This window comes from Kitasatospora sp. NPDC043949 (genome assembly GCF_056435365.1).
Genome location: NZ_JBWKEQ010000001.1, coordinates 355478 through 382177, shown reverse-complemented (window position 1 = coordinate 382177; position 26700 = coordinate 355478). Strand labels below are relative to the sequence as shown.

Below are 26700 nucleotides of genomic sequence, written 5' to 3'. Positions count from 1 at the left end.
GAGCGGGCGTGACCGAGCGAAGCGGCGGAGGCCAGCGGCACCAGCAGCAGCCGGAGGACTGGTCGACCGGGCAGTACCAGCAGTACCAGGGTTACCAGCAGCAGCCTGAACAACCTCCGCAGCAGCAGTACGACCAGCAGCAGTACGACCAGTACGGGCAGCCGGTGTACGCGGCGGACCCGTACGGCGGCTACCAGGAGCAGCAGCCCTACCAGGCGCACCAGCAGCCCCCGCAGCAGTACGACCAGCAGTACGACCAGTACGGGCAGCCCGTGCAGGCGTACCAGCAGCAGGGGGGCTACGGCTACCAGGACCCGGCGTACGGCGGATGGGGGTCGTCCGGGCCGGAGGCCGGGGGCGGCTACCAGCAGCAGGCCTACCCGGCCGCGCCTGCGGCGGGTGCACAGGCGGCGGTCGAGCCCGAAGCCGTCGTCGCGCCCGCGCCCGTCGCCCCCGCGCCGCCGCGCCCGCGCGTGCCCCGGCCCGCCGCCGAGGCGGCGGGCGCCAAGCCCGAGCCGCCGTCCGAACTGGTCGGCGGGGCCCGGGCCGGGAAGTCCGGCGGCAAGGCCGCCAAGGACGACTACCCCACGGACGAGTTCACCTTCGTCGACGAGGAGGGGGAGGAGTCCGAGGACGTCATCGACTGGCTGAAGTTCGCCGAGTCCCGCAGCGAGGTGCGCGCCGAGCGCCGCCGCCGGCTGCGCAACCGGCTGATCGGCCTCGGCGTGGTGGTGGCGCTCGCGGCGGCCGGCACCGGCGGCTACCTCTGGTTCACCGGCGACAAGCAGACCGCGGCGAACGCGGCCGGTCCGCGCCAGGTCAACGTGGTCCACCTGCGCGACCTCCAGGGCAAGGTCTCCAGCGCGCTGCTGGTCAACGACTCCACCGGGAAGAAGGGCACCGTGCTCCTGCTGCCCGACACCCTGCGGCTGCCCGGCCCCGGCGACCCGCCGGTCACCACCGTCGGCCAGGCCATGGACAGCATCGGCGCCTCCGCGACCCGCGACGGCCTGTCCACCGTGCTCGGCGCCCCGGTCGCGGGCACCTGGCGGCTGGACACCCCCTACCTGGAGATGCTGGTCTCCCAGCTCGGCGGCGTCCGGGTGGACACCAACGCGGAGACCCACGAGGGCGGAAAGCCGGACGGCAAGCTGCTGTCCGCGGCCGGCAAGAACACCCTGCTGAACGGGAAGGCCGCGGTCGCCTACGCCACCCTCCAGGCGTCCGGCGAGAACCGGGACGCCCAACTGGCCCGGTTCGGACAGGTGATGGACGCGGTGGTGCGCGCCATGCCCACCGAGTTCAAGGACGCCAAGGACGACGTGCACCGGATGAACGCGGTGCTCGACCCCTCGCTGCCCGAGGACGCCCTCGCCGGGGTGCTCGCCCAGCTCGCCCAGCAGGCGAAGGACGGCCACCTCGGCACCACCGCGCTGACCGTCAAACCGGACGGCGGCCTGGACGACGCCACCGCCGGCAAGCAGGTCAAGGACGTGCTCGGCGGCACCGTGAAGTCCGCGGCCTCCGCCGACGCCCCCGCCCGGGTCTCGCTCCAGGACGCCACCGGCAACGACCAGGCGGCGGCCGCCGCACAGGTCCAGATCGTGAACTCCGGCCTGACCTTCCTGCCCGGCGGCTCCAAGACCGCCGTGCAGGCCGCCAGTGAGATCCGCTACACCGACGACGCCCGGCAGGCCGCGGCGAAGTCGCTGGCGATCAGCCTCGGACTGCCGGACACGGCGGTGAAGAAGGTCGGCGACGCCCAGAACGCGGACCTGGTGGTCGTGCTCGGCAAGGACTACCAGCCGCCGAAGAGCCAGTAGGCCGCGGCCTCCGGCCCGGGCGGCCCCGGAAAAGCGTTCCGGGGCCGCCCGGGCGGCGTGAGATCCTGGAAGGCGACCCCCGGCCAGGAGCCGGGGGTCGCCCCCAAGCCGCCGAGCCGGAAGAACACCGTGACCGTCACCGACCACAGCCAGCAGCTCATCACCGTCGCCGCGCAGGCGGCGGCCGACAAGCTCGCGCACAACATCATCGCCTTCGACGTCAGCGAGGTGCTGTCGATCACCGACGCCTTCCTGATCGCCTCCGCCAACAACGACCGCCAGGTCCGGTCGATCGCCGAGGAGATCGAGGACCAGCTGCGCGAGCAGCTGGACATCAAGCCGGTGCGCCGCGAGGGCGAGCGCGACGGCCGCTGGATCCTGCTCGACTACCTGGACATCGTCGTGCACGTCCAGCACTCCGAGGAGCGCTCCTTCTACTCGCTGGACCGCCTCTGGAAGGACTGCCCCGAGCTGCCGCTGCCCGAGGACGCCCTGGCCACGCGCAACCGGCCCGACGCCCACACCGACGAGGCCGGCAACGTCGTCGCCCCGGCCGACGACTTCGGCAAGCCCGAGGACCTGCACTGAGCCGGGACGGGCGGGGGCCGCGCGTCGTCTTCTGGCGCCACGGCCAGACCTCGTGGAACCTGGAGTCCCGCTTCCAGGGCACCACGGACATCGAACTGACCGGTCAGGGCGTCCTCCAGGCCCAGCGGGCGGCCCGGCTGCTCTCCGGCCTGCGCCCCGACCTGCTGATCTCCTCCGACCTCACCCGGGCCAAGCGCACGGCCGAGGAACTGGCCAAGGTCACCGGCCTCGACGTGCAGCACCACGAGGGCCTGCGGGAGACCTACGCGGGCTCCTGGCAGGGCCTGACCAACGCCGAGATCCGCGACCGCTTCCCGGAGGAGTACGCGGCCTGGGCGGCCGGCGAGCCGGTGCGGCGCGGCGGCGGCGAACTGGCCACCGAGGTCGCCGACCGCTCGGTGCCGGTCGTGCTGGAGGCCGTCGACAAGCTGCCGGAGGACGGGACGCTGGTGGTGGTCAGCCACGGCGGCACCATCCGCACCATGCTCGGGCGGCTGCTGGACCTGGATCCGGTCCAGTGGGAGTGCTTCGGCGGGCTGTCCAACTGCTGCTGGTCGGTGCTCGGGCAGGGCGCGCGCGGCTGGCGCCTGCTGGAGCACAACGCGGGCACGCTCCCGCAGCCGGTCATCGGCGACGACACCTGAGCGACGGGCGCGTCGCGGGGTGGGGTGGGGCGGGGCTGGGTTGCGGGCTCGCAGGGGCTTGCCGGGGCTTGCCGGGGGCTCGCCAGGGGCGTGCAGGGGCTTCGCAGGGGGCTTGCAGGGGCTCCGCGGGGGCGGATTTCGCAGTTCCGGGCCTGACCAGCTAGAGTTTTCCTCGTTCGCAGGGAAGGAACGCGGCCCGGAAGGGAAGCGGGAGATCCGACGACTGCGGGGCTATAGCTCAGTTGGTAGAGCGCTTGCATGGCATGCAAGAGGTCTGGGGTTCAATTCCCCATAGCTCCACTCCGCACCAGCGCTCCTGTTCGATCAGGAGCACCCGTGTCGCGGGGCTGTAGCTCAGTTGGTAGAGCGCTTGCATGGCATGCAAGAGGTCCGGGGTTCAATTCCCCGTAGCTCCACAGCAGTTGAGGGGCCGTCACCCACCGGGTGGCGGCCTCTCGCGTTGCCGGGCCGCCTCCGAGGCGGGGCGCGGGCGGCAGTGCGGGGCTTGGAGTGGGGGCGGCAGTGCGGGGCCCGGGGTGGGGGAGCGCGGGCTCCGGGGAGGGCGAGCGCGGGCCTGAGGGAGTGGGAACGCGGGCCCCCGGGAACGGATTCGTGGAGCACCCCCGGGACCGTGTAAAGTAGTCGATGTCGCCGAGGGAAACCGGACGGAAACGGTCGAAAGCCCCCGGTGACATCGCAGGTCAAGGGGCTGTAGCTCAGTTGGTAGAGCGCTTGCATGGCATGCAAGAGGTCCGGGGTTCAATTCCCCGTAGCTCCACAGCAGTCGAGGGCCGCCTCCCGAAATGGGGGGCGGCCCTTCGGCGTTCTGCGCATGCCACCGGCGGAACGGCGGGAAAGACCGCTACCGTCGTTCCATGGCCGATCTGGAGAGAAGGCGGAACGAGGAACTGGCCCGGATACTGCACCAGCTCGGCTGGAGTCCGGAACGGCTCGCCCGCGAGGTGAGCCTCGCCCTGCCGCCAGGCCTGGCCATCAGCTCCACCGCCCCCTACAAGTGGCGCGACCGCGGCATGGTGCCTCGCAGCCCGCACGACCAGACCGTCTGCGAAGTGCTCAGCCGCACCCTCGGCATCGCCGTCACCTACGAACAGCTCTGGGGCCGGATGGGCGGCCACCGCGGCGCCAAGATCCTCTCGCCCCGGCTGCTCACCGACCCGTGGACCGCCGACACCGCCCAGACCGCGCTGCGCGAGGCCGCCACCGACGCCGGGCCCGTCCGCCTCACCGACCTCTTCCGCGGCGCCGACCTCGACCAGGCCGCCGAACGGCTCGCCTCCCCGCCCCCGCCCGTCGGGGGCGGCGAAGGGGCGCTGCGCATCGACCCCGGCCTCGTCGGCGACCTCGGCCTGTCCTACCGCAGCAAGCAGCGGCTCGAACGCTCCTGCGGCGGCGGACTCGTCCTCGGCCCCACCCGGGCCGAACTCGCCATGCTGGCCAAGCTGCTGGAACTCGGCGCCTACGACGAACGGGTCGGCCGCGAGCTGTACGGCACGGCCAGCCGGCTCGCCCGGCTGGCCGGCTGGGCCGCGTACGACCTCGGCCACGACGCGGCCGCCCAGCGCGCCTTCGTCGCCGCCCTGCGGGCCGCCCACGTCAGCGGCGACGCCCGGCTCGGCGTCGCCGTGCTCGGCGGCCTGGTGGTGCTCGCCACCCAGGGCGCCGGCGGACGCGGCCTGGACGCCGTCGCCGCGCTCAACACGGCCCTGGCCCGGCACGGCTCCGTACTGAGCCCCGCCGGCCGGGCCCGGCAACTCGGCCGGATCGCCCGCGCGCACGGCCGCCGGGGCGAGGCCGAGCAGGCCGAGGCCGCCGCCGCCCGGGCCTTCGCCGAACTCGACGGCGTGCCCGGCACGGAGGCGGCCCGCGCCGAACTCGCCGGGATGGTGGGGGAGGGGCGGCTGGCACTCGGCCAGCACCGGATGGCCAAGGCGCTGCTCGCCGAGGCCGTCGCCGGGCTGGGGGCCGGCCGCGGGCGGTCCAAGGCGCTGCTGATGGTCCGCCTCGCCGAGACCCACCGGCGCCTCGGCGACCAGCGGGAGGCCGCCCGCACCGCGTCGCTCGCCCGGGCGCTCGCGGCGGGCATGCAGTCCGAGCGGCTGGCGCGGGCGCTGCGCGACTTCGACGCGGCGACGCGGGCGGCGGCGTCGGCGGGGCGGTGAGGCCCGTGCGGGGGCGGGCCCGGGGCCGTCGGGCCCCGGTGGATACCCGGGAGCGCGCTGATCTGCTTGCGGTACCCTGAGCCCATGCGAACCGTGCGCCTGCTCCTTAGCCGGCCGCGCTGACCAGGACCGGTTACGCCCTCGGGCGGTGCCGGAGTCGGCGTGGCGTCCCCTCCTGCGAGGGGATTTTTTGTTTTCCGCCCCCGTTCACGGGCCGGCCGTGTGCGCGGTTCGCCAACTGACATCGATGGAGCTTGAAGGACCATGAGCGAGACGACCCCTGCGTCCGGCACGGCCGAGACCGCGACCGAGCCGTTCCGGTACAGCGCCGCGCTGGCGGCGGAGATCGAGTCCCGCTGGCAGGACCTCTGGGAGAAGGAGGGCACCTTCAACGCCCCCAACCCCGCCGGTGCGCTGGCCGACCCGGAGGCCGGTGACGTCGCCGCGAAGCCGCACAGCTTCATCATGGACATGTTCCCGTACCCCTCGGGCGCGGGCCTGCACGTCGGCCACCCGCTGGGCTACATCGCCACCGACGTCTACGCCCGCTACCAGCGGATGACCGGCCACAACGTGCTGCACACGCTGGGCTACGACGCGTTCGGCCTGCCCGCCGAGCAGTACGCGGTGCAGACCGGCACCCACCCGCGGGTCTCCACCGAGGCCAACATCGCCAACATGCGCCAGCAGCTGCGCCGGCTGGGCCTGGGCCACGACCCGCGCCGCTCGATCTCCACGATCGACCCGGAGTACTACCGCTGGACCCAGTGGATCTTCCTGCAGATCTTCAACTCCTGGTACGACGAGCAGGCCGGCGGGGCCCGGCCGATCGCCGAGCTGATCGCCCGGTTCGAGTCCGGCGCGAAGCCGACCCCGGACGGGCGCCCGTGGGCCGACCTGTCCGCCGCCGAGCGCGACGAACTGCTGGGCGAGTACCGGCTGGCGTACTCCAAGGAGGTGCCGGTCAACTGGTGCCCCGGCCTGGGCACCGTCCTGGCCAACGAGGAGGTCACCGCGGACGGCCGCTCCGAGCGCGGCAACTTCCCGGTGTTCAAGTCCAACCTGCGCCAGTGGATGATGCGCATCACCGCGTACTCCGACCGCCTGATCTCCGACCTGGACCTGCTGGACTGGCCCGAGGCCATCAAGCTGCAGCAGCGCAACTGGATCGGTCGCTCCGAGGGCGCCCGGGTCGACTTCGCCGTCGGTTCCGATGAGAAGATCACCGTCTTCACCACCCGGCCCGACACCCTGTTCGGCGCCACCTACATGGTGCTGGCCCCCGAGCACGGCCTGGTCGACTCGATCGTCCCGGCCGCCTGGCCCGTGGACGTGCCCGCCGAGTGGACCGGCGGCGCCGCCACCCCCGCCGAGGCCGTCGCCGCCTACCGGGCCACCGCCGCCGCCAAGTCGGACGTCGAGCGGCAGGTCGAGGCCAAGGTCAAGACCGGCGTCTTCACCGGCGCCTACGCCGTGAACCCGGTCAGCGGCGCGTCCGTCCCGGTGTTCATCGCCGACTACGTGCTGATGGGCTACGGCACCGGCGCCATCATGGCCGTCCCCGCCCACGACCACCGCGACTTCGCCTTCGCCCGCGCCTTCGCGCTGCCGATGCGCTGCGTCGTCCAGCCCACCGACGGGCGCGGCGAGGACCCGGCCGCCTGGGACGACGCCTTCGACACCTACGACTCCGTCATCGTCAACTCCTCCCGGGACGGGCTGACGCTGGACGGGCTGAGCGTCGTCGACGCCAAGGCCGCCGTCACCGCCTGGCTGGCCGAGCGCGGCATCGGCGAGGGCACCGTCAACTACCGCCTGCGGGACTGGCTGTTCAGCCGCCAGCGGTACTGGGGCGAGCCCTTCCCGATCGTCTACGACGAGGACGGCGTCATGCACGCCCTGCCCGAGTCGATGCTGCCGGTCGAGGTCCCCGAGGTCGAGGACTACTCGCCGCACACCTACGACCCGTACGACGCCACCTCCTCGCCGAAGACCCCGCTGTCGCGCAACGAGGCCTGGGTCAACGTCGAACTGGACCTGGGCGACGGCGTCCGCACGTACCGGCGCGAGACCAACACCATGCCCAACTGGGCGGGTTCGTGCTGGTACGAGCTGCGCTACGTCGACCCGTCGAACTCCTCGGCGGTCGTCGACCCGGCCAACGAGAAGTACTGGCTGGGCCCCACGGCCACCAAGCCGGCCGGCGGCGCCGACCTGTACGTCGGCGGTGCCGAGCACGCCGTGCTGCACCTGCTGTACGCGCGCTTCTGGCACAAGGTGCTGCACGACCTGGGCCACGTCTCGTCCGTCGAGCCGTTCCACAAGCTGTTCAACCAGGGCATGATCACCGCCGACGTCTACCGCGACGAGCGCGGCTTCCCGGTGCCCGCCGCCGAGGTCGAGGAGCGCGACGGCCAGTACTTCTGGCAGGGCGAGGCCGTCAAGCGCGAGGCCGGCAAGATGGGCAAGTCCCTGAAGAACGCCGTCGCGCCCGACGACATCGCCGACGAGTACGGCGCCGACACGCTGCGCCTGTACGAGATGTCCATGGGCCCGCTGGACGTCTCCCGCCCCTGGGACACCCGCGCCGTCGTCGGCTCGTACCGCTTCCTGCAGCGGCTGTGGCGCAACGTCGTCTCGGAGGCCACCGGTGACCTGGTCGTCACCGAGGAGGAGCCGGACGAGGCGACGCTGCGTGCCCTGCACAAGGCGATCGACGGCATCCGCGGCGACATGGCCGGGCTGCGGTTCAACACGGCCGTCGCCAAGGCGATCGAGCTGAACAACTACCTGGTCAAGCGCGGCTCCACGCCGCGCGCCGTGGCCGAGCAGCTGGTCCTGGTCGTCGCACCGCTGGCCCCGCACATCGCCGAGGAGCTGTGGCGCCGGCTGGGCCACGGCGAGTCGCTGGCGCACGCCGACTACCCGGTCGCCGACCCGGCGTACGTGGTGGACGAGACGGTGACCTGCGTGGTGCAGCTCAAGGGCAAGGTGAAGGCCCGGCTGGAGGTCGCGCCGACGATCTCGGACGCCGAGCTGGAGGCGCTGGCGCTGGCCGACCCGGCCGTCGTCGCGGCGATCGGCGAGGCGCCGGTGCGCAAGGTGATCGCGCGGGCGCCGAAGCTGGTGAACATCGTTACCGGCTGAGGCTGAGAGGCCGAGGCTCAGGTCGGTCGACTGGTAGTCGGTCGGCTGAGGCTGCTGGGGCGGGTGTCCTTCGGGACGCCCGCCCTTGCTCGTGCCCGGAGCCCCGGGAGGACCCGCGAACCCTCGGGGAGATCCCCGATCTGTCCCTGATCTCCGCCGCCCGGGCCCGTTCCGTCCGCTCCGGGCCCGATCCGGCGGCTACCGTGGAACCCTCGGCAGTACGGCCCGCGTTGGGTCCGGTGGGGGCCGAAACGGTGGCGGAAGGTGGCTCGCGATGGACGCGTTCGGCGTGATGATCGGCCTGGTCCTGCTCTTCGGGATCGCGGCGTTCGTCCTGGCCGTGGTCGGCACGGTCAAGGCGGCGAAGGCCGTAGCCACGAAGATCGGGCGGCACGAGGCCAATGCCCGGCGCGCCGTGGAGAACGCGACCCTCAAGGCGAAGACCTTCACCAAGGTCGGACCGCCCGGCCAGATCGCCGCCGTCCGGCTCGGCCTGCGCACCTCGCTCGACGGCACCCGGCAGGTGCTGGAGAGCGGCCTCCCCCAGGACGGCCAGCTCGGCGAGTCCCTCGCCCTGCTCGGCAGGCTCGACACGCACGCCGCCGAACTCGACGGCGAACTGCGGATGCTGGAGCGGGAGCCGGACACCGCGCGGATCGCGGCCAAGCTGCCGGAGCTGCGCGAGCGCGCCGAACGGATCACCCACTCCGCGGAGACCATGCGCTGGGCCGCGCAGGACCGGATGCACCGGTTCGCGGACGACGAGCTGAGCCGGCTCAGCCAGGAGTGCGAGAGCGAGGCGGGGGCGCTGCGGCACTGGGACACCTCGGGGGAGTCGTCGTCCGCGTCCTCCTCCGGTGGCTCCGCTGCCGGCGCCGGTTCCGCAGGCTCTGCTGCCGCCGCTGGCTCCGCTGCTGGCGCTGGTTCCGCTGGCTCCGCTGGCTCCGCGTCCGCGTCTGCGGGTACGCGTTCAGGGGCGGCCTCCGGCGGTGCTGCGCGGGCCGGGCTGACGGACGGGAAGGGGCGCCCGAGCGCGGAGGAACTGCTCGGGCTCGCCGACCCGCTGGCCAAACTGGCCCAGCGGCTGCGGAAGCCGTCGGCGGGGCCCACGGCGGGCTGAGCACCCCGCGTCGGGTGCTGCGGCCGTGTTTCGGCGGGTGCCGCGTGCTTGTTCCGGCGGCGCCCTCGGGGCCCTTCGGGGTTCGCACCCGGGCGCTGTCCTCCCGGACGAACGGGGAGTAATCTCCGCCTCATGCCCTCTGACCTCGCACTTGTCACCGACTCCACGGCCTACCTGCCGCAGGAGACCCTCGACCGGTACGGGATCACGGTGGTCCCGCTGAGCGTCGCGGTCGGTGACGCGGTCCTGTGCGAAGGCGTTGAGATCTCCCCCAAGGACGTCGCCGAGGCGCTGCGCGACAAGCAGCGGGTGACGACCTCCCGACCGAACCCCGAGGCCTTCGCCGCCGCCTATCGGGCCGCCGCCGAGGCCGGGGCGAAGGGCATCGTCTCGGTGCACATCTCCGGCGAGCTGTCCGGCACGGTGGAGGCCGCCCGGCTGGCGGCCTCCGAGGTGCCGGTACCCGTGCGGGTGGTGGACAGCCGGCTGGTCGGCATGGCCCTCGGATACGCGGTGCTGGCGGCGGCCGAGGCGATCGCGGACGGGCGGGACCTGGCGGAGGCGGCCGAGGCCGCCACCCGGCGGGCGGCCGTGACCAGCGGGTTCTTCTACGTCGACACCCTGGAGCACCTGCGCAGGGGCGGCCGGATCGGGGCGGCGCGGGCGCTGCTCGGGTCGGCGCTGGCGGTCAAGCCGCTGCTGCACCTGGACGGGGGGCGGATCGAACCGCTGGAGAAGGTGCGCACCGCGTCGCGGGCGATCGCGCGCTTGGAGGAGATCGCGGTCGAGCGGTCGGGGGGCGGGGAGGTCGACATCACCGTGCACCACCTGGCGGCCGAGGAACGGGCGGAGCCGCTCGCGGAGCGGCTGCGGGCCCGGGTGCCGGGGCTGCGGGAGCTGTACGTGGGCGAGGTGGGGGCGGTGATCGGCGCGCACGTCGGGCCGGGGCTGCTCGCGGTGGTCGTCGCGCCGCGCTGAGCGGGCCGGTCGCGCCGCGTCGCGGGCTCTGGTCAACTTTTCGCGGCACCGATCACTCGTGTGAGTGATCTGTTTTGTCCACAACCCCTGAGTTATCCACAGGGGTTCGGTAATTTCTGCGCGCTCTGCCGAGGACTCCTACCGTCCTCGGCATGACGACCATGGGCCTGGGCGCGGCGAAGCGCCACGAGATCAACGAGACCGTCCGGCTGCGGATGGCGGCGCTGCTGCCGACCGGCGGCAGCAGCGCCGTGGGCGGTGGGGCAAGGGCAGGGGTCGGGGCAGGGGCAGGGGTCGGGGCTGGCGGGCCGGTGGGCTTCGGTGCCGCGGTGGGCGCGCTCGCGTCGACCGGGCAGCCTTCGGGCGCGGTTCCGTCCGGGGCGGGGGAACGGCCTCCGCCGGCGGGGCCTGCGCCGCCTGTGCCACCTGTGCCGTTGGATTCGGTCAGGGCGGGCGGTGACGTGGATCCGCCGGAGCCGGGGGCCGGGTCGGGTCTTCGATTCGGCTCGGCGATGGCACTCGACCGGCGGGCGGTGGCCGGGTTGGCCGTCCTGCTGCTGTTCGCGGTCGGCTACGCCGTGCAGCACTTCTGGCTGGCCAGACCGCAGGCGGTGGCCGTGCCGGCGTTGGCCTCCGCCCCGGTCTCACCGGTCTCACCGGATTCACCGGATTCACCGGGGGCGACATCCGCGTCCGTGCCGGCTCCGGCCTCGGGCCCGGGCCCGGCCTCGGTCTCGGCGGCCGATCCCGTCGGCGCCGGGGGCGGGGCGGTCGTCGTGGTCGACATCGGCGGGCGGGTGCACCTCGCAGGCCTGCACACCCTGCCCGGCGGCTCGCGGGTGGCCGACGCCCTGCGGGCGGCGGGTGGTCCGCTGCCGGAGACGGACACCCGAAGCCTCAACCTGGCCCGGGTGCTGACGGACGGTGAACAGATCCTGGTCGGCGAGCCGGCTCAGGCCTCCGCCCCGGGCGCCGGAGCCGGCAACGGACCGCCGGCGGCCAGCACGCCCAGACCGCCCGTCAGCCTCAACCGCGCAGGCCTCGAACAGCTCGACGCCCTCCCCGGCGTCGGCCCGACCCTCGCCCAGCGCATCCTCGCCTACCGCACATCGCACGGCTCGTTCCGCACGCTCGACCAGCTCCGGCAGGTCAGCGGCATCGGGGCGCGCACGTTCGCGGAACTCCGTCCGCTGCTGACCCTCTGACCTCCCCGTCCGTCCCCTTGCCCGCCTGTTCTCCCGTCCGTCCGTCTGTCGTCGTCCGTCTGTCGTCGTCCGTCCGTCGTCCTTCGTCCGTCGCCGCCACCCGCCGAAGGGAGGTACCGCCGTGCCCGCCACCACCGAACCGAACCTGCCGAACCGCTCCACCGGTGCCGACTTCCGGCTGCTGCTTCCCGCCGTCTCGGCCTGGGTGGTGACGGCCGCGCTCCTCGGCCTGGAGCCGGGGTACGACGTCCTCGCCTTCGGCCTGGCGGGTGCCGCCGCGCCGGCGGCCGTCCTGCTGCTCGTCAGGCCCGCGCTCCTGCGCCGACGCGCAGCGGCGGTGACCTTGGCCGCCGTCCTGCTCACCGGAGCCGCCGCGGCGGTGGCGACCCCGCTGCACACCGCCGATCTGTACCGGGGGCCGCTGCCGGAGCTCGTCCGAGCGGCCGAGCACGCCCCGCCGCGGTCCCCGGGCGAGCCCGCTCGGGTGGTGGAGGCGGAGCTGACCGTCGCCGGGGACCCGAAGGCCCACACGGCCCGGGGCGGGACCACCGGCGGGCAGACCCTCCTCACCGTCGACGCGGTGGCCGACCGGGTCACGCTCCTGCCGGACGGGCGGAGCACCCGGACGCGGACCCCGGTGACCGTCATGGTCCGGGGCGCGGAATCCGGGCCCTGGCAGGGGCTGCTCCCGTCGGAGCGGCTGGCGGTGGAGGCCGAGGTGCGGCCCGCGGGAGACGGCTACGACACCTCGCGCGCGGCGCTGCTGGTCGTCCACGGCCCGCCCCGGCACCTCGCGCCGCCGAGCCTGCCGCAGCGGATCGCCGGGCGGCTGCGTGCCGGTCTGCGCACGGCCAGCGACGGGCTCCCGCCGGACGCGCGCGGACTGCTCCCGGGCCTGGTCGTGGGGGACACCTCGCGACTGCCCGATGACCTTGAGGACGCCTTCCGGGCCACCGACCTGGTGCACCTGGTGGCGGTGAGCGGGGCCAACCTGGCGATCGTCCTCGGCGCGCTGCTGGGCGCCCCGGGGCAGGCCGGCACCCCGGAACGGCGCGGGCTGGCCGCGTTGCTGGGGCTCTCGCTGCGCACCAGCGCGTTGCTCGGGACGGCGCTGACGCTGGCCTTCGTCGCTGTCTGCCGGCCGGAGCCCAGCGTGCTGCGCGCGGCCGGGACGGGGCTGATCGGCATGCTCGCGCTGGCCACCGGCCGGCCCCGGCAGGCGGTGCCCGCGCTCGCCGGGGCGGTCCTGGTGCTCGTCCTGCTCGACCCGTTCCTGGCGCGTTCCTTCGGATTCCTGCTCTCGGTGCTCGCCACGGCCGGGCTGCTCGTCCTCGGGCCGCACTGGGCCGAGGCGCTGCGGTCCCGGCGCTGGCCGCACCACCTGGCGGGTGCCCTGGCGGCGACGGCCGCCGCCCAGGCCCTGTGCGCGCCGGTGACGGTGGTGCTGTCCGGGCACGTCAGCCTGGTCTCGATCCCGTGCAACCTGCTGGCCGAACTGGCGGTGGCCCCGGCGACCCTGCTCGGCTTCGGGGTGCTCGTGCTGCAGCCGCTCCTCCCGGACCTGGCCCGGCTGCTCGCGGAGCCGGCCGGCGTGCCGGTCGGCTGGCTCGCCCTGGTGGCGCGGCGCGGTGCCGAACTTCCGGGCAGCCAACTTTCCTGGCCGGGCGGGTGGTTCGGGACGGCGACGGTCGCGCTGGCCACCCTGGCGGTCTGCTGGGTGATGCCGCTCCTGCTGCCACGGCGGGCGCCGTCCGGCAAGCCCGTCCGCGCCCGGCGGCGGTGGGTGCGGGCGCTGGTGGCGGGGGTCCTGCTCGTGGTCCTGCTGGCCGTGCTGCTGCGGCCACCGCAGCTCACCCGGATCGCGACCGGCTGGCCGCCGCCGGGGTGGCGGATGGTGATGTGCGACGTGGGCCAAGGGGACATGCTGGTGCTCGCGGCCGGTGCACAGGACAGTGCGGTGGTGGTCGATGCGGGGCCGGATCCGAACGCCGCCGACAGGTGCCTGCGGGATCTGGGTGTCACGGAAGTGCCGTTGTTGGTGGTGACGCACTTCCACGCCGATCACGTCGAGGGTGTGCCGGGGGTGTTCCGGGGCCGCCGGGTCGGAGCGATCGAGGGCACGACCCTGGACGATCCACCGGGTGAGGCGGCCCGGGTGGCGGGCTGGGCGGCTGGTGCCGGAGTCCCGCTGCTGCGCGCGGGGCGCGGTGAACGGCGCTCGGTGGGGCCGGGGCTGTCCTGGGAGGTGGTCTGGCCCGACGCCGGGGCGGCTGCCGAGGCACCGGGGGCGAACAATGCGAGCGTCGCGCTGGTGGTGTCGGTGGCGGGCGGACTGCGGATGGCGTTGCTCGGGGACCTCGAACCGCCCGCCCAGTCGGCGCTGCTGGGCCGGTTGGGGCGGGTGGACGTCCTGAAGGTGGCGCACCACGGATCCGCGCATCAGGACTGGGCCTTGACCGGTGCGTTGCGTCCCCGGCTGGCATTGATCTCGTGCGGCGAGGGAAACGCGTACGGGCATCCGTCCGTGCGGACGGTGGACCGGCTGCGCGCGCTGGGCGCGAGCGTGCTGCGCACCGATCGGGTGGGCGACATCGCGGTGACGGGCGGCTCGCCGGCCGTCCTCGGGGTGTCCGTGCACCCGCAGACGGCGCACGAGGCGCGCAAGCCCCGCTCGCGCGCTGCGGACGGAGCGCCCGACTCCCGTACCGGGCAGGGCTCGCACACCCCGCGAGCCCCGCCCGGCTGACCCCGCCCTCCTCTCCTCCCAGCCATCAGGTGGGGGAAGGGAAAGGGGTGGGGGTGGGGAGGAGGGAGGGGGGCGGGGCGGGGCCCGGAGAACGATCGCGGCGCGCTCCGGGCCCTGCCCGGAGCGCGCCGAAGTACGGGCACCTACGGTGGTGCGTCGCGCTCGACCGTCGAGCGTGAGCTGTTGGCAGGGCCGGCCGGGTCAGCAGGAGATGTTGCCGCCGCCGACGTCGGTGCCGAGGATGCCGACGAAGTTCTGGAAGAGGTTGATGCGGTCGTTGCGCTCGTCCGGGTTCTGGCCGTTGCATTCCAGGGCGCCGTTGATGCTGCGGATGGTCTCGCCGAAGCCCCTGCCGTTGACGATGGCGTCGTGCGGGGTCATCGTCCCGGCGCCGTTCTGGGTGTCCCAGAACCAGAGGCCGGTCTTCCAGGAGACGGCGGGGTCCTGCTCCACCTGGTAGGGGTTGTCCAGCAGGTCGATGTTCAGGGCGTCGCCCGCCGCCTTGTAGTTGAAGTTCCAGCTGATCTGGAGCGGGCCGCGCCCGTAGTAGGCGCTCTGGCCGGCCGGACAGCCGTAGGGCTGCGAGGCGTCGCAGTAGTGGCTGTAGTTGGCGGTGTTCTGCTCGACGACGTACCGCAGGCCGCCGGTCTCGTGGCTGACGTTGGCGAGGAAGGCGGCCGCCTCCCGCCTGCGCGTCGCGTCGTCCCCGGTGGTGGCGAACCCGGGGTAGGCGCTCAGCGCATTGACCAGGCCGTCGTACGTGTAGAAGGAGTTCCGGTTCGGGAACATCTGGTTGAACTGGGCCTCGCTGACCACGAACCCGTCGGCGGAGGCGGGCGTCGCCGGAACGGCGACCGCCAGCCCGCTCGCGACTGCGGCGGCGCTCAGCACGGCCAGAACGCGGGACCGGGTCCGGGACAGGGCGCGGGATACGGACATCTGCACTCCTTCGGTGGCGTGGACCGAGCCGCTGAGCCCCTGCGGGCAGCCGGCTCGGACGCTCAAGGATTCGTGGCCGAAGCAACGTGCGCAGAATGACACGCACTTGGTGTGAGGAGGCACGGAATTGACGGTGAATCACTCGACGGGGGTGTGGCTCGTCGAGGGTTGACGCCGAGGTGGTCGGACCCGGCGGCGCGGGGTGGAGGTGGCCTCGTGCTCCTCGGCCCGGAACGGGCGCAGCGCCGCGTCCGGGTCCGTTCCCCTCGAAGGTTCCGGGCCGGGCCGGGGTCCGGCCGTCGGTGTCAGCCTTCCTCGCGCCAGCCCTCGTGCTCGACGGCGATGGCGTCCAGGGCGTGCAGCAGGGCCGGGGTCCAGCCGTCCTCCGGGGGCTCGACGACGACCAGCCACTGGGCGTCCTCGGCGTCGTCCTCGCCGGCCAGGGCGTCCCGGACGAGGTCGAGCTCGCCGAGGTCGGGGTGGGCGGCGCTGAGCTCCTCGGCGGCGTCCTCGGCGGCGTCGCGGTCGGGCAGGACGAGCAGTTGCCGGGCGTGCGGGTCGTTGACGTCCGGCAGGTCGGTGGTGTGGTTCTCGGTCACCGGACCATTCTCCAGGTCGGGTGATCGGCACGGTTGGGCAGGTCGGGTCAGGCGGGTCGGGTCGGGTAGGTCGGGCCGGAGAGGCGGGACCGGGCGGGGCCAGGGGCCGGGGTCGCCCCGGGCGGGAGTGTCCGCGCCCCGTGGGATGCTGGTAGGCGATGGCCAGGAAGAGTGCACCCGACGACCTGCTCGCCCCGCTGACCCTCGCGGTCGGCCAGGAGGAGCTGCTGCTGGACCGCGCGGTCGCCCAGGTGGTGGCGGCGGCGAAGGCGGCGGACCCGGACACCGACGTGCGGGATCTGCCGCCCGGCGGCCTGCAGCCGGGCAGCCTGGCCGAGCTGACCACGCCGTCGCTGTTCGCCGAGCGCAAGGTGATCGTGGTGCGGGCCGCGCAGGACCTCTCCGCCGACTCGGTGAAGGAGGTCAAGGCGTACATCGAGACGCCGGCCGAAGAAGTGATCATGGTGTTGGCGCACGCGGGCGGGGCGAAGGGCAAGGGCCTGCTGGACGCCGGGCGCAAGGCGGGCGGTCGCGAGGTGGCGTGCGCGAAGCTGACCAAGGCGAGCGAGCGGCTGGCCTTCGTCCGGGGTGAGTTCCGTACGCTGGGCCGCTCGGCGACGCCGGAGGCCTGCCAGTCCCTGCTGGACTCGCTCGGCAGCGACCTGCGCGAGCTGGCGGCCGCGTGCAGCCAGTTGACCTCGGACGTCGAGGGTGCGATCGACGAGACGGTGGTGGCCCGCTACTACAGCGGCCGGGCCGAGGCGACGGGTTTCGAGGTGGCCGATCTGGCGGTCACCGGCCGGGCCGCGGAGGCGTTGGAGCGGCTGCGCTGGGCCCTGGCGGTGGGCCAGCCGCCGACCGGTATCACCTACGCGCTGGCCTCCGGCGTGCGCAGCATCGGGCGGCTGGCGACCACCGGGCGGAACATGCGTCCGGCGGACCTGGCCCGCGAGTTGGGCATGCCGCCGTGGAAGGTCGATCGGGTGCGCCAGCAGATGCGCGGCTGGACCGGCGACGGGGTGGCCACCGCGCTGACCGCGATCGCCCAGGCCGACGCCGCCGTCAAGGGCGGCTCGGACGATCCGGCCTTCGCGCTGGAGCGCGCGGTGGTGGCCGTCGCCCGGGCGGCCCGGGCCGGGTCCCGCCCGGCGTACTGACGGCGCGGCCACCGGACCGGACCCGTCCACCGGACCGGGGCCGGACCCGGCCCGCGCCTGCCCGGCCACCCGCCGACCCGCCTGCCACCACCTGCTCACCCGCCGACCCGCCTACGCGCCCATCGAGCGGACGGCTTCCCAGGCATCGGCCCGCAGCGCCGTCCGGAGCCCCGGACGCGCGTGACCGGCCAGACGACAGCGACCGGGCCGCGGAACGCGACAGGCGCCGTAGCGGGCCTCTGGGGAGAGGCCGACTACGGCGCCTGTCGTACTGCTTCGTACACCGCACCCGCGTGGCGAACGCAGGCCGCGTGCGGTGCGAGTCTCTCGCGCCTCAGGGGTCCGGGTAGAGGGCCGGGTCCGTCCCGAGGCGGTGGGGGCCGAGGCCCCCGGGGCGTCAGGCCTGGGCGGCCGCGTTGACGCGCTTGGTGATGGCCGACTTCTTGTTGGCGGCCTGGTTGGCGTGGATGACGCCCTTGCTCACGGCCTTGTCCAGCGCCTTGGAGGCGGCGCGGGCCAGCACGGTGGCCTTCTCGGTCTCGCCGGCGGCAGCGGCCTCGCGGGCCTTGCGCAGGGCGGTCTTCAGCGAGGACTTGACGGCCTTGTTGCGCAGGCGCGCCTTCTCGTTGGTCTTGTTGCGCTTGATCTGGGACTTGATGTTCGCCACGAAGGAGCCTCAGTCTTGTCTAAAAGGATTGAACGGGCTGCACCGCGCGGCCGCCGGGCAGCTGAGAGGGCATGCCGGGGCCAGGTGCAGCAGCCCACGCTACCAGGGGCCCGCCACCCGCCCCAAACCGGGCGCCCGGCCCCGTGGCCGGGTCGCCTGCGCGGTAGTGGGCCGTCTACGCACTGAGCACCGGCTCCCCGTAGTGCTCGACCTCCGGGAACGGCCGGTAGAAGCGGTGCAGCAGCTCCCGCCACCGCCGGTACTCGGCTGAGCCGCGGAAGCCCTCGGTGTGGTCCGCGAGCGTCTCCCATTCCACCTGGAGGAGGAATCGCGAGCCGCGTCCTTCGTCGAGGCAGCGGCGCAGTTGCAGGGAGCGGAAGCCCTGCTGGACGGCGATCAGGGGCCGGGCCTCGGCGAAGGCGGCGAGGAACTCGTCCTCCTGGCCGGGCAGGACGTCGAGCAGGGCGCTTTCGAGGATCACGGGGTGCCATCCTGCCGTCTGGCGCGGGCCCGGAGAAGGTCCGGGCGGACCGAACGGCGGCCCGCGCCGTGGTCGTGGGAGGATGGGAGGAACTATTTCGATCGGACGAGACTGTCCGGTCCCCGGGAAAACCGGTCAGCGATGACCAGGACACCCCCGGCCCCGGACCAACGGAGAATCGGACCAAGGTGCCCGCGACCCCCAGCAATGTGCCAGAGCCCAGCCGTACCGACCCGGCGCTGATCCGCAACTTCTGCATCATCGCCCACATCGACCACGGCAAGTCGACGCTCGCAGACCGGATGCTGCAGATCACGGGCGTCGTCGACCCGCGGCAGATGCGCGCCCAGTACCTCGACCGCATGGACATCGAGCGCGAGCGCGGCATCACCATCAAGTCGCAGGCGGTCCGCCTCCCGTGGGCGCCGAGGACCGGTCCGAATGCCGGGACGACGCACATCCTCAACATGATCGACACCCCCGGCCACGTGGACTTCACGTACGAGGTGTCCCGCTCCCTCGCGGCCTGCGAGGGCACCATCCTGGTGGTCGACGCGGCCCAGGGCATCGAGGCGCAGACCCTCGCCAACCTGTACCTGGCGCTGGAGAACGACCTCACGATCGTCCCGGTGCTGAACAAGATCGACCTGCCGGCCGCCCAGCCGGAGAAGTACGCGGCGGAGATCGCGCACATCATCGGCTGCGACCCCTCGGACGTGCTGCAGGTCAGCGCCAAGACCGGCCTCGGCGTCGAGGACCTGCTGGACCACATCGTCAACACCGTCCCGGCCCCGGTCGGCGTCAAGGACGCCCCGGCCCGCGCGATGATCTTCGACTCGGTGTACGACTCCTACCGCGGCGTGGTCACCTACGTGCGTGTCGTGGACGGACAGCTCACCAAGCGCGAGCGGATCGCGATGATGTCCACCGGCGCCACCCACGAGCTGCTGGAGATCGGCGTCATCTCGCCCGAGCCGAAGGTCTCCGACGGCCTGGGCGTCGGCGAGGTGGGTTACATCATCACCGGCGTGAAGGACGTCCGGCAGTCCAAGGTCGGTGACACCATCACCTCGATGCACAAGGGTGCGACCGAGGCGCTGGGCGGCTACAAGGACCCGCGCCCGATGGTGTTCTCCGGCCTGTACCCGCTGGACGGCTCGGACTACCCGCTGCTGCGCGACGCCCTGGACAAGCTGCGGCTGAACGACGCCGCGCTGGTGTACGAGCCGGAGACCTCGGTCGCGCTCGGCTTCGGCTACCGCTGCGGCTTCCTCGGCCTGCTGCACCTGGAGATCATCCGGGAGCGCCTGGAGCGCGAGTTCAACCTCGACCTGATCTCCACCGCCCCGAACGTGGTCTACCGGGTGATCATGGAGGACGGTACCGAGCACATCGTCACCAACCCGAGCGAGTTCCCGACCGGCAAGATCGCCGAGGTGTACGAGCCGGTCGTGCGCGGCACCATCCTGGCGCCCAACGAGTTCGTCGGCGCGATCATGGAGCTCTGCCAGTCCCGCCGCGGCAACCTCCAGGGCATGGACTACCTGTCCGAGGACCGGGTCGAGCTGCGCTACACCCTGCCGCTCGCCGAGATCGTCTTCGACTTCTTCGACCAGCTGAAGTCCAAGACCCGCGGCTACGCCTCGCTCGACTACGAGCCCATCGGCGAGCAGTCCGCCCAGCTGGTGAAGGTCGACATCCTGCTGCACGGCGACGCGGTGGACGCCTTCTCCGCGATCGTGCACAAGGACAAGGCCTACGGCTACGGCGTGATGATGGCGGGCAAGCTGCAGAAGCTGATCCCGCGCCAGCAGTTCGAGGTGCCGATCCAGGCGGCCATCGGCTCCCGGGTGATCGCCCGTGAGACGGTCCGCGCGATCCGCAAGGACGTCCTCGCCAAGTGCTACGGCGGTGACATCTCGCGCAAGCGCAAGCTGCTGGAGAAGCAGAAGGAAGGCAAGAAGCGGATGAAGATGGTCGGCCGCGTGGAGGTCCCGCAGGAGGCCTTCATCGCCGCGCTGTCCACCGACGCCGAGGCGCCGAAGGAAAAGAAGTAACCACAGGCGCGTGAGAGGGGCCCGGGCGGACAACCGCCCGGGCCCCTCCTCGTTCTCCCCACCCTCGTTCTCTCCGCCGGAGCGGGCCACCGCAGCGCACCACGGACGAGGAGCCGGGGCGGTTCGGGCCCGCCCCGGCTCGGCACCGGCGGTGTGCGACGGTCAGTCCACCTCGGCCACGGCCTCCGCGAACTGCGCCTGGTACAGCCGCGCGTAGGCGCCGTGCGCGGCGATCAGCTCGTCGTGCGAGCCCTGTTCGACGATCGAGCCGTTCTCCATCACCAGGATCACGTCGGCGTCCCGGATGGTGGAGAGCCGGTGCGCGATCACGAAGCTGGTGCGGCCGGTGCGCAGCCGGGCCATGGCCCGCTGGATCAGCACCTCGGTGCGGGTGTCGACGGAGCTGGTCGCCTCGTCCAGGACGAGGATCGACGGCTGGGCGAGGAACGCCCGGGCGATGGTGATCAGCTGCTTCTCGCCCGCGCTGACCCCGGCGCCGTCGTCGTCGATGACGGTGTCGTAGCCGTCCGGCAGGGTGCGCACGAAGCGGTCGACGTGGGCGGCCTTGGCGGCCTCGACGACCTGCTCGCGGGTGGCTCCCTGGGCGCCGTAGGCGATGTTGTCGGCGATGGTGCCGCCGAACAGCCAGGTGTCCTGGAGCACCATGCCGATGCCGGAGCGCAGTTCCTCGCGGGACATCGCGGAGACGTCGACCCCGTCGAGGGTGATCCGCCCGGAGCTGACCTCGTAGAACCGCATCAGGAGGTTGACCAGGGTGGTCTTGCCGGCGCCGGTGGGGCCGACGATGGCGACGGTCTGGCCGGGTTCGACCTTGAGCGAGAGGTCCTCGATGAGCGGCTTCTCGGGGTCGTAGCGGAAGGACACGTCCTGGAAGGCGACCCGGCCGTGGATGGTGTCGGGCCGCTCGGACACGGCCGGTTCGGGGGTCTGCTCGGGGGCGTCCAGCAGCTCGAAGACGCGCTCGGCGGAGGCGACCCCGGACTGCACCAGGTTGGCCATGCTGGCGACCTGGGTGAGCGGCTGGCTGAACTGCCGCGAGTACTGGATGAACGCCTGCACGTCGCCGATGGACAGCGCGCCGCTGGCCACCCGCAGGCCGCCGACGACCGCGACCAGCACGTACTGCAGGTTGCCGATCAGCATCATCGCGGGCTGGATGATCCCGGAGATGAACTGCGCCCGGAAGCTGGAGGTGTACAGCGCCTCGTTGTGCTCGCGGAAGGTCTCGGCGGACTCGCGCTGGCGGCCGAACACCTTGACCAGGGTGTGGCCGGTGTACATCTCCTCGATGTGCGCGTTGAGTTGGCCGGTGGACTTCCACTGCTGGACGAACTGGGGCTGCGCCCGCTTGCCGACCTTGGCGGCGACGGCCACCGACAGCGGCACCGAGATCAGGGCGATCGTCGCCAGCAGCGGGGAGATCCAGAACATCATCGCCAGCACGCCGATCACGGTGAGCAGCGAGTTGACGACCTGTCCCATGGTCTGCTGCATGGACTGGCTGATGTTGTCGATGTCGTTGGTGACCCGGCTGAGCACCTCGCCGCGCGGCTGCTTGTCGAAGTAACTGAGCGGCAGCCGGGCGAGTTTGGCCTCGACGTCCTGGCGCAGCCGGTAGCCGGCCCGCTGGATCGCCGCGGTGGCCAGCCGGCCCTGGACGATGCCGAACAGGGCGGAGGCGAGGTAGATGACCAGCACCCAGAGCAGCACGGTGCCGATGGCGCCGAAGTCCATGCCCTGGCCGGGGGTGAAGTCCACCGAGGAGAGCAGGCCGGCGACGCCGCCCTCGCCGTGGGCGCGCAGCCCCTCGACGATCTGCGCCTTGGAGGTGCCGGGTTCGAAGCGGGCGCCGACGACGCCGGCGAAGATCAGGTCGGTGGCGTTGCCGAGGACCTTGGGGCCGGTGACGGCGCAGCCGATGCTGAGCACGCCGAGGGCCAGCACGCCGGAGATCAGGTTGCGTTCGGGGCGCAGCAGGGCGAGCAGTCGCTTGCCGGAGCCCTTGAAGTCCATGGACTTCTCGGTGCCCTGGCCGCCCATGAAGCGGCCAGGTCCGGCGGGGCCGCGGCGGGCGGCGGCGGCCTGCGAGTCGCTGGGCAGTTCGTCGGCGGGGTCCGCGGCCTTGGTGTCCGGGTCGGGCTTTGCGGGGTCAGCGGCCTCGGGGTCCACGGTTCTGGTGTCCGTGGTCTCGGTGTCCGCGGTCCTGGTGTCCGCGTCGGGCTTGCCGGGGGTGGTCACGCCGCCTCCTGCTCGGTGAGCTGGGAGAGCACGATCTCCCGGTATGTCGGGTTGTCGGCCATCAGTTCGTGGTGGGTGCCGGTGCCGACGACCGCGCCTTCGTCGAGGACGATGATCCGGTCGGCGTCGCGGATGGTGGAGACGCGCTGGGCGACGATCAGCACGGTGGCGTCGGAGGTCTCGCGGGCGAGGGCCTTGCGCAGCCTGGCGTCGGTGGCGTAGTCGAGCGCCGAGAAGGAGTCGTCGAACAGGTAGACGTCGGGCTGGCGGACCAGGGCCCGGGCGATGGCCAGGCGCTGGCGCTGGCCGCCGGAGACGTTGCCGCCGCCCTGGGCGATCGGGGCGTCCAGGCCTTCGGCCAGTTCCGCGACGAAGTCCTTGGCCTGGGCGATCTCCAGGGCGTGCCAGAGTTCCTCGTCGGTGGCGTCGGGCCGGCCGTAGCGGAGGTTGCTGGCGACGGTGCCGGAGAACAGGTAGGGCTTCTGCGGGACGAGGCCGACGCTCTCGGCGATCGCCTCGGGGGCGAGTTCGCGCACGTCGACGCCGTCGAGCAGGACCTGGCCGGAGGTGGCGTCGAACAGCCGGGGCACGAGCCCGAGCAGGGTGGACTTGCCGCTGCCGGTGGAGCCGATGACGGCGGTGGTCTCGCCGGGGCGGGCGGTGATGGCGATGCCGCGCAGCACCGAGGCCTCGGCGCCGGGGTAGCGGAAGTCGACGTCGCGCAGTTCCAGGTTGCCGCGGCGCAGCACCTCGGTGATCGGCGCGGCGGGCGGGACGACGCTGGAGGAGGTGCCGAGGACCTCCTCGATGCGCTCGGCGCAGACCTCGGCGCGCGGCACCATCATGAACATGAAGGTGGCCATCATGACGCTCATGAGGATCTGCATCAGGTAGGAGAGGAAGGCGGTGAGCGCGCCGATCTGCATGCCGCCGTTGTCGATCCGGTGGGCGCCGAACCAGAGCACGGCGACGCTGGAGACGTTCACGACCAGCATCACGGCCGGGAACATGAACGACATCAGCCGGCCGACCTGGAGGGCGGTGTCGGTGAGGTCCCCGTTGGCCTTGGCGAAGCGGGCCTGCTCGTGGTCGTCCTTGACGAAGGCGCGGATGACCCGGATGCCGGTGATCTGCTCGCGCAGGACCCGGTTCACCGTGTCGATCCGGGTCTGCATGCTGCGGAACTTGGGGCGCAGCGAGCGGACGAGGAGGACGACGACGGCGCCGAGCAGCGGGATGACCGCGAGCAGCAGGCCGGACAGCGGCACGTCCTGGTTGAGGGCCATGATGATGCCGCCGACGCACATGATGGGGGCGGCCACCATGAGCGTGAAGCTCATCAGGGCCAGCATCTGGACCTGTTGGACGTCGTTGGTGGTGCGGGTGATCAACGAGGGGGCGCCGAACTGGCCGACCTCGCGGGCGGAGAAGCTCTGCACCTGGTCGAAGACGGCGGCGCGGACGTCCCGGCCGAAGGCCATGGCGGTCTTGGAGCCGTAGTAGACGGCGCCGATCGAGCAGAGCGCCTGGACCAGGGTGATGCCGATCATCACCCCGCCCACCTGCAGGATGTAGCCGGTGTCGCCCTTGACCACGCCGTCGTCGATGATGTCGGCGTTGAGCGTCGGCAGGTAGAGCGCCGCCAGGGTGGACACCAGTTGGAGCCCCACGAGCAGCGCGATCGGTCGGGAGTACGGGCGCAGGTACGCCCTGAGAAGTCTGATCAGCACTGGCACACTCTTGTCGTCGACGGGTGGATTCGCATCCCGATTCTCGTTCTTTGGTGGACTCGTACAGGCGATTCACGAGTTGTGGATCGCAGGTTTGCCCAGTCCTTTGCCGAACCGTACGGCGGGCCCGATTGCACGGGTTCACCGGGGCGCGGGCGGAGTCGTCGTCGGGCACCGGCGGCGCGGCGGTGTGCCGGCCGGGCCCCGCCCTCTTACGGAATGACCGGTTTCCCCCTAGGCTGCTGATTGCCCCCTTGTTACTCGCCGGTATCGCCCGGGTTGACCGGGGGCCCGGCGGCCGCCCCCCACGGGCGCCGAGACCATCCCTCAGACGGCCACCCGCCCCCGGAGGTCCTCGTTGAGTTCCGCGCAGTCCCTGATCGACTCCGGCAGTGCCGACTTGGTCGCCGGGCGTCCCGCCTCCGTCGCCCACCTCTTCCTGGAGCGGGTCGCCGCCACCCCGAACGCCGAGGCCTACCGCTACCCGGCCCCGGTCGACGAGCACGCCGCGGACAGCGCCCCCGGCGCCGAGCAGTGGCGCTCGCTCACCTGGGCGCAGACCGCGGCCCGGGTCAAGGCGGTGGCCGCCGGCCTGATGGCGCTCGGCATCCAGCCGGAGGACCGGGTGGCCCTCGCCTCCTCCACCCGGCTCGAATGGATCATCGCCGACCTCGGGAACATGTGCGCGGGTGCCGCCACGACGACCGTCTATCCCAGTACCAACGCCGATGAGACCGCGTTCATCCTCTCCAACTCCGGTTCCAGGGCGCTGTTCGCGGAGAACTCCGCCCAACTCGCCAAGGCCGTCGGCCAGCTCGGACAGCTGCCCGAGCTGCGGACCGTCATCCTCTTCGACGCCCCCGAGGCCGACGCCCCCGAGACCGACGCCCCACAGGCCAGTACCCCCGGGGCCGACGGCCTGAACGCCCTCACGGTGCTCACCCTCGCCGAGCTGGAGCAGCGCGGCGCCGAGTACCTGGAGCAGCACCCGGACGCGGTCGAGAAGGCCGTCGCCGCGCTCGACAAGGAACAGCTGGCCACCCTCATCTACACCTCCGGCACCACCGGCCGCCCCAAGGGCGTGCGCCTGGTGCACGACTGCTGGGCGTACGAGGCCCGGGCCCAGGAGGCCAGCGGACTGCTGCGCTCCGACGACGTCCAGTTCATGTGGCTGCCGCTGTCGCACGTGTTCGGCAAGACGCTGATCTCCGGCCAGATCGCCACCGGCCACGTGATGGCCGTGGACGGCCGGGTCGACCGGATCATCCACAACCTGCCGGTCATCCGGCCGACCGTGATGGCCTCGGCGCCGCGCATCTTCGAGAAGGTCTACAACGGCATCGCCGGCCGGGCCCGGGCCGAGGGCGGCGCCAAGTACAAGATCTTCCGGTGGGCCGCCAAGGTCGCCCGCGAGCACGCCCGCGCCGTCCAGGAGAGCCGGATCGCCACCGGCGCCGGCACCGCCCCGCTGGGCCTCAGGCTCCAGCACGGCCTGGCCGACAAGCTGGTCTACGCCAAGATCCGCGCGGCCTTCGGCGGCCGGCTGCGCGGCGCCGTCTCCGGCAGCGCCGCGCTCGCGCCCGAGATCGGCTACTTCTTCCTCGGCGCCGGCGTGCCGATCCTGGAGGGCTACGGCCTCAGCGAGACCAGTGCCGGCTCCTGCGTCAACCGTGAGGAGGACGTCCGGATCGGCACCGTGGGCCGCCCGCTGCCCGGCACCGAGGTCCGGATCGCCGAGGACGGCGAGATCCTGCTGCGCGGCCCCGGCGTCATGCGCGGCTACCACGACCTGCCCGAGAAGACCGCCGAGGTGCTGGAGGCCGACGGCTGGTTCCACACCGAGGACATCGGCGAGCTCGGCCCCGACGGCTTCCTGCGGATCACCGACCGCAAGAAGGACCTGTTCAAGACCTCCGGCGGCAAGTACGTCGCGCCCAGCGAGGTCGAGGGCAGGTTCAAGGCGGTCTGCCCGTTCGTCAGCAACATCCTCGTGATCGGCAACGGCCGCAACTTCTGCACCGCGCTGATCGGCCTGGACGAGGCGGTCATCATGCCGTGGGCCGCCGCGCACGGGCTGAAGGACAAGTCCTACGCCGAGGTGGTCGCCGACCCGCAGGTGCACCAGCTGATCGAGGGCTTCGTCAAGCGGCTCAACGCCGACCTCCAGCGCTGGCAGACGATCAAGAAGTTCCACCTGCTGCCACGCGACCTCGACATCGAGCACGGCGAGCTCACCCCGAGCCTGAAGATCAAGCGCCCGGTGGTCGAGCGGACCTACGCGGACGCCGTCACCGCGATGTACGCGGGCGCCAACGAGGCCTGATCGGCCCCGACCCCGTACGGCTCACCGGTTCGGGTGAGCCGTACGGGACAATGGGGT

18 protein-coding genes and 3 tRNA genes are annotated in these 26700 nt (G+C 72.7%); 15 read left to right on the top strand and 6 right to left on the bottom strand.

All coding sequences use genetic code 11. The features are described 5' to 3' along the window. Positions 1 to 8: 8 nt before the first annotated feature. The 12 genes from AC07AL_RS01875 to AC07AL_RS01820 all read left to right on the top strand — a co-directional run bounded on the left by AC07AL_RS01875 (position 9) and on the right by AC07AL_RS01820 (position 14431). Positions 9 to 1823, top strand: coding sequence for an LCP family protein (locus AC07AL_RS01875; protein WP_400805367.1), 1815 nt, complete (start codon positions 9 to 11; stop codon positions 1821 to 1823). Positions 1824 to 1952: 129 nt separating this feature from the next. Then, positions 1953 to 2411 carry a ribosome silencing factor gene (gene rsfS, locus AC07AL_RS01870; protein ID WP_063347541.1) on the top strand — a complete coding sequence of 153 codons (459 nt, stop codon included), beginning with the start codon at positions 1953 to 1955 and terminating at the stop codon, positions 2409 to 2411. Next, positions 2408 to 3055, top strand: a complete 648-nt coding sequence (locus AC07AL_RS01865) for a histidine phosphatase family protein (protein WP_350878282.1) — start codon at positions 2408 to 2410, stop codon at positions 3053 to 3055. The genes rsfS and AC07AL_RS01865 overlap by 4 nt, the downstream gene beginning before the upstream one ends. A 227-nt stretch (positions 3056 to 3282) precedes the next feature. Continuing rightward, positions 3283 to 3355, top strand: a tRNA-Ala gene (locus AC07AL_RS01860). Between the two features lie 43 nt (positions 3356 to 3398). After that, positions 3399 to 3471, top strand: a tRNA-Ala gene (locus AC07AL_RS01855). 289 nt (positions 3472 to 3760) lie between these two features. After that, a tRNA-Ala gene (locus AC07AL_RS01850) sits at positions 3761 to 3833 on the top strand. Between the two features lie 97 nt (positions 3834 to 3930). After that, complete coding sequence (locus tag AC07AL_RS01845; RefSeq protein ID WP_350878238.1) at positions 3931 to 5235, top strand: NsdA family TPR-like regulatory protein; 1305 nt, start codon at positions 3931 to 3933, stop codon at positions 5233 to 5235. A gap of 264 nt (positions 5236 to 5499) precedes the next feature. Continuing rightward, positions 5500 to 8382, top strand: a complete 2883-nt coding sequence (leuS, locus tag AC07AL_RS01840; RefSeq protein WP_363629200.1) for a leucine--tRNA ligase — start codon at positions 5500 to 5502, stop codon at positions 8380 to 8382. A gap of 274 nt (positions 8383 to 8656) precedes the next feature. Beyond that, a complete protein-coding gene (locus AC07AL_RS01835; protein WP_478316484.1) occupies positions 8657 to 9502 on the top strand; it encodes a hypothetical protein in 846 nt (281 codons plus the stop codon). Positions 9503 to 9634: 132 nt separating this feature from the next. Then, positions 9635 to 10480, top strand: a complete 846-nt coding sequence (locus tag AC07AL_RS01830) for a DegV family protein (RefSeq protein ID WP_400805371.1) — start codon at positions 9635 to 9637, stop codon at positions 10478 to 10480. A 512-nt stretch (positions 10481 to 10992) separates the two neighbouring features. Beyond that, positions 10993 to 11685, top strand: coding sequence for a ComEA family DNA-binding protein (locus tag AC07AL_RS01825; protein ID WP_478316482.1), 693 nt, complete (start codon positions 10993 to 10995; stop codon positions 11683 to 11685). A 121-nt stretch (positions 11686 to 11806) separates the two neighbouring features. Continuing rightward, a complete protein-coding gene (locus tag AC07AL_RS01820; protein WP_478316480.1) occupies positions 11807 to 14431 on the top strand; it encodes a ComEC/Rec2 family competence protein in 2625 nt (874 codons plus the stop codon). A 201-nt stretch (positions 14432 to 14632) separates the two neighbouring features. Here the strand turns inward: AC07AL_RS01820 and AC07AL_RS01815 are convergent, their stop codons facing one another. Next, positions 14633 to 15370: a chitinase gene (locus AC07AL_RS01815; protein ID WP_363588276.1), complete on the bottom strand. Its 738-nt coding sequence runs from the start codon at positions 15368 to 15370 to the stop codon at positions 14633 to 14635. A gap of 305 nt (positions 15371 to 15675) precedes the next feature. After that, positions 15676 to 15969: a hypothetical protein gene (locus AC07AL_RS01810; protein ID WP_363588274.1), complete on the bottom strand. Its 294-nt coding sequence runs from the start codon at positions 15967 to 15969 to the stop codon at positions 15676 to 15678. Between the two features lie 158 nt (positions 15970 to 16127). On the opposite strand from AC07AL_RS01810, the gene holA reads away from it, so the two are divergent. Beyond that, positions 16128 to 17126 carry a DNA polymerase III subunit delta gene (gene holA, locus AC07AL_RS01805; protein WP_400805379.1) on the top strand — a complete coding sequence of 333 codons (999 nt, stop codon included), beginning with the start codon at positions 16128 to 16130 and terminating at the stop codon, positions 17124 to 17126. 397 nt (positions 17127 to 17523) lie between these two features. On the opposite strand, the gene rpsT is transcribed toward holA, so the two are convergent. Continuing rightward, positions 17524 to 17793: a 30S ribosomal protein S20 gene (gene rpsT / locus AC07AL_RS01800; RefSeq protein ID WP_270147017.1), complete on the bottom strand. Its 270-nt coding sequence runs from the start codon at positions 17791 to 17793 to the stop codon at positions 17524 to 17526. A 175-nt stretch (positions 17794 to 17968) separates the two neighbouring features. Further along, on the bottom strand, positions 17969 to 18274 hold the full coding sequence (locus tag AC07AL_RS01795; protein ID WP_363588270.1) for an antibiotic biosynthesis monooxygenase family protein: 306 nt from the start codon (positions 18272 to 18274) through the stop codon (positions 17969 to 17971). A 188-nt stretch (positions 18275 to 18462) separates the two neighbouring features. On the opposite strand from AC07AL_RS01795, the gene lepA reads away from it, so the two are divergent. Further along, positions 18463 to 20331 (top strand): translation elongation factor 4, encoded by a 1869-nt coding sequence (gene lepA, locus AC07AL_RS01790; protein ID WP_400985155.1) that lies wholly within the window; start codon positions 18463 to 18465, stop codon positions 20329 to 20331. A gap of 162 nt (positions 20332 to 20493) precedes the next feature. On the opposite strand, the gene AC07AL_RS01785 is transcribed toward lepA, so the two are convergent. After that, positions 20494 to 22392 (bottom strand): ABC transporter ATP-binding protein, encoded by a 1899-nt coding sequence (locus AC07AL_RS01785; protein ID WP_363588280.1) that lies wholly within the window; start codon positions 22390 to 22392, stop codon positions 20494 to 20496. 194 nt (positions 22393 to 22586) lie between these two features. Then, entirely contained in the window at positions 22587 to 24320 is a 1734-nt protein-coding gene (locus tag AC07AL_RS01780) for an ABC transporter ATP-binding protein (RefSeq protein ID WP_363588266.1), read from the bottom strand. Positions 24321 to 24678: 358 nt separating this feature from the next. On the opposite strand from AC07AL_RS01780, the gene AC07AL_RS01775 reads away from it, so the two are divergent. After that, the gene (locus tag AC07AL_RS01775; protein ID WP_400805382.1) at positions 24679 to 26643 is read left to right on the top strand and encodes an AMP-dependent synthetase/ligase; all 1965 of its coding nucleotides are present in this window, start codon (positions 24679 to 24681) and stop codon (positions 26641 to 26643) included. The last annotated feature ends 57 nt before the right edge of the window (positions 26644 to 26700 follow it).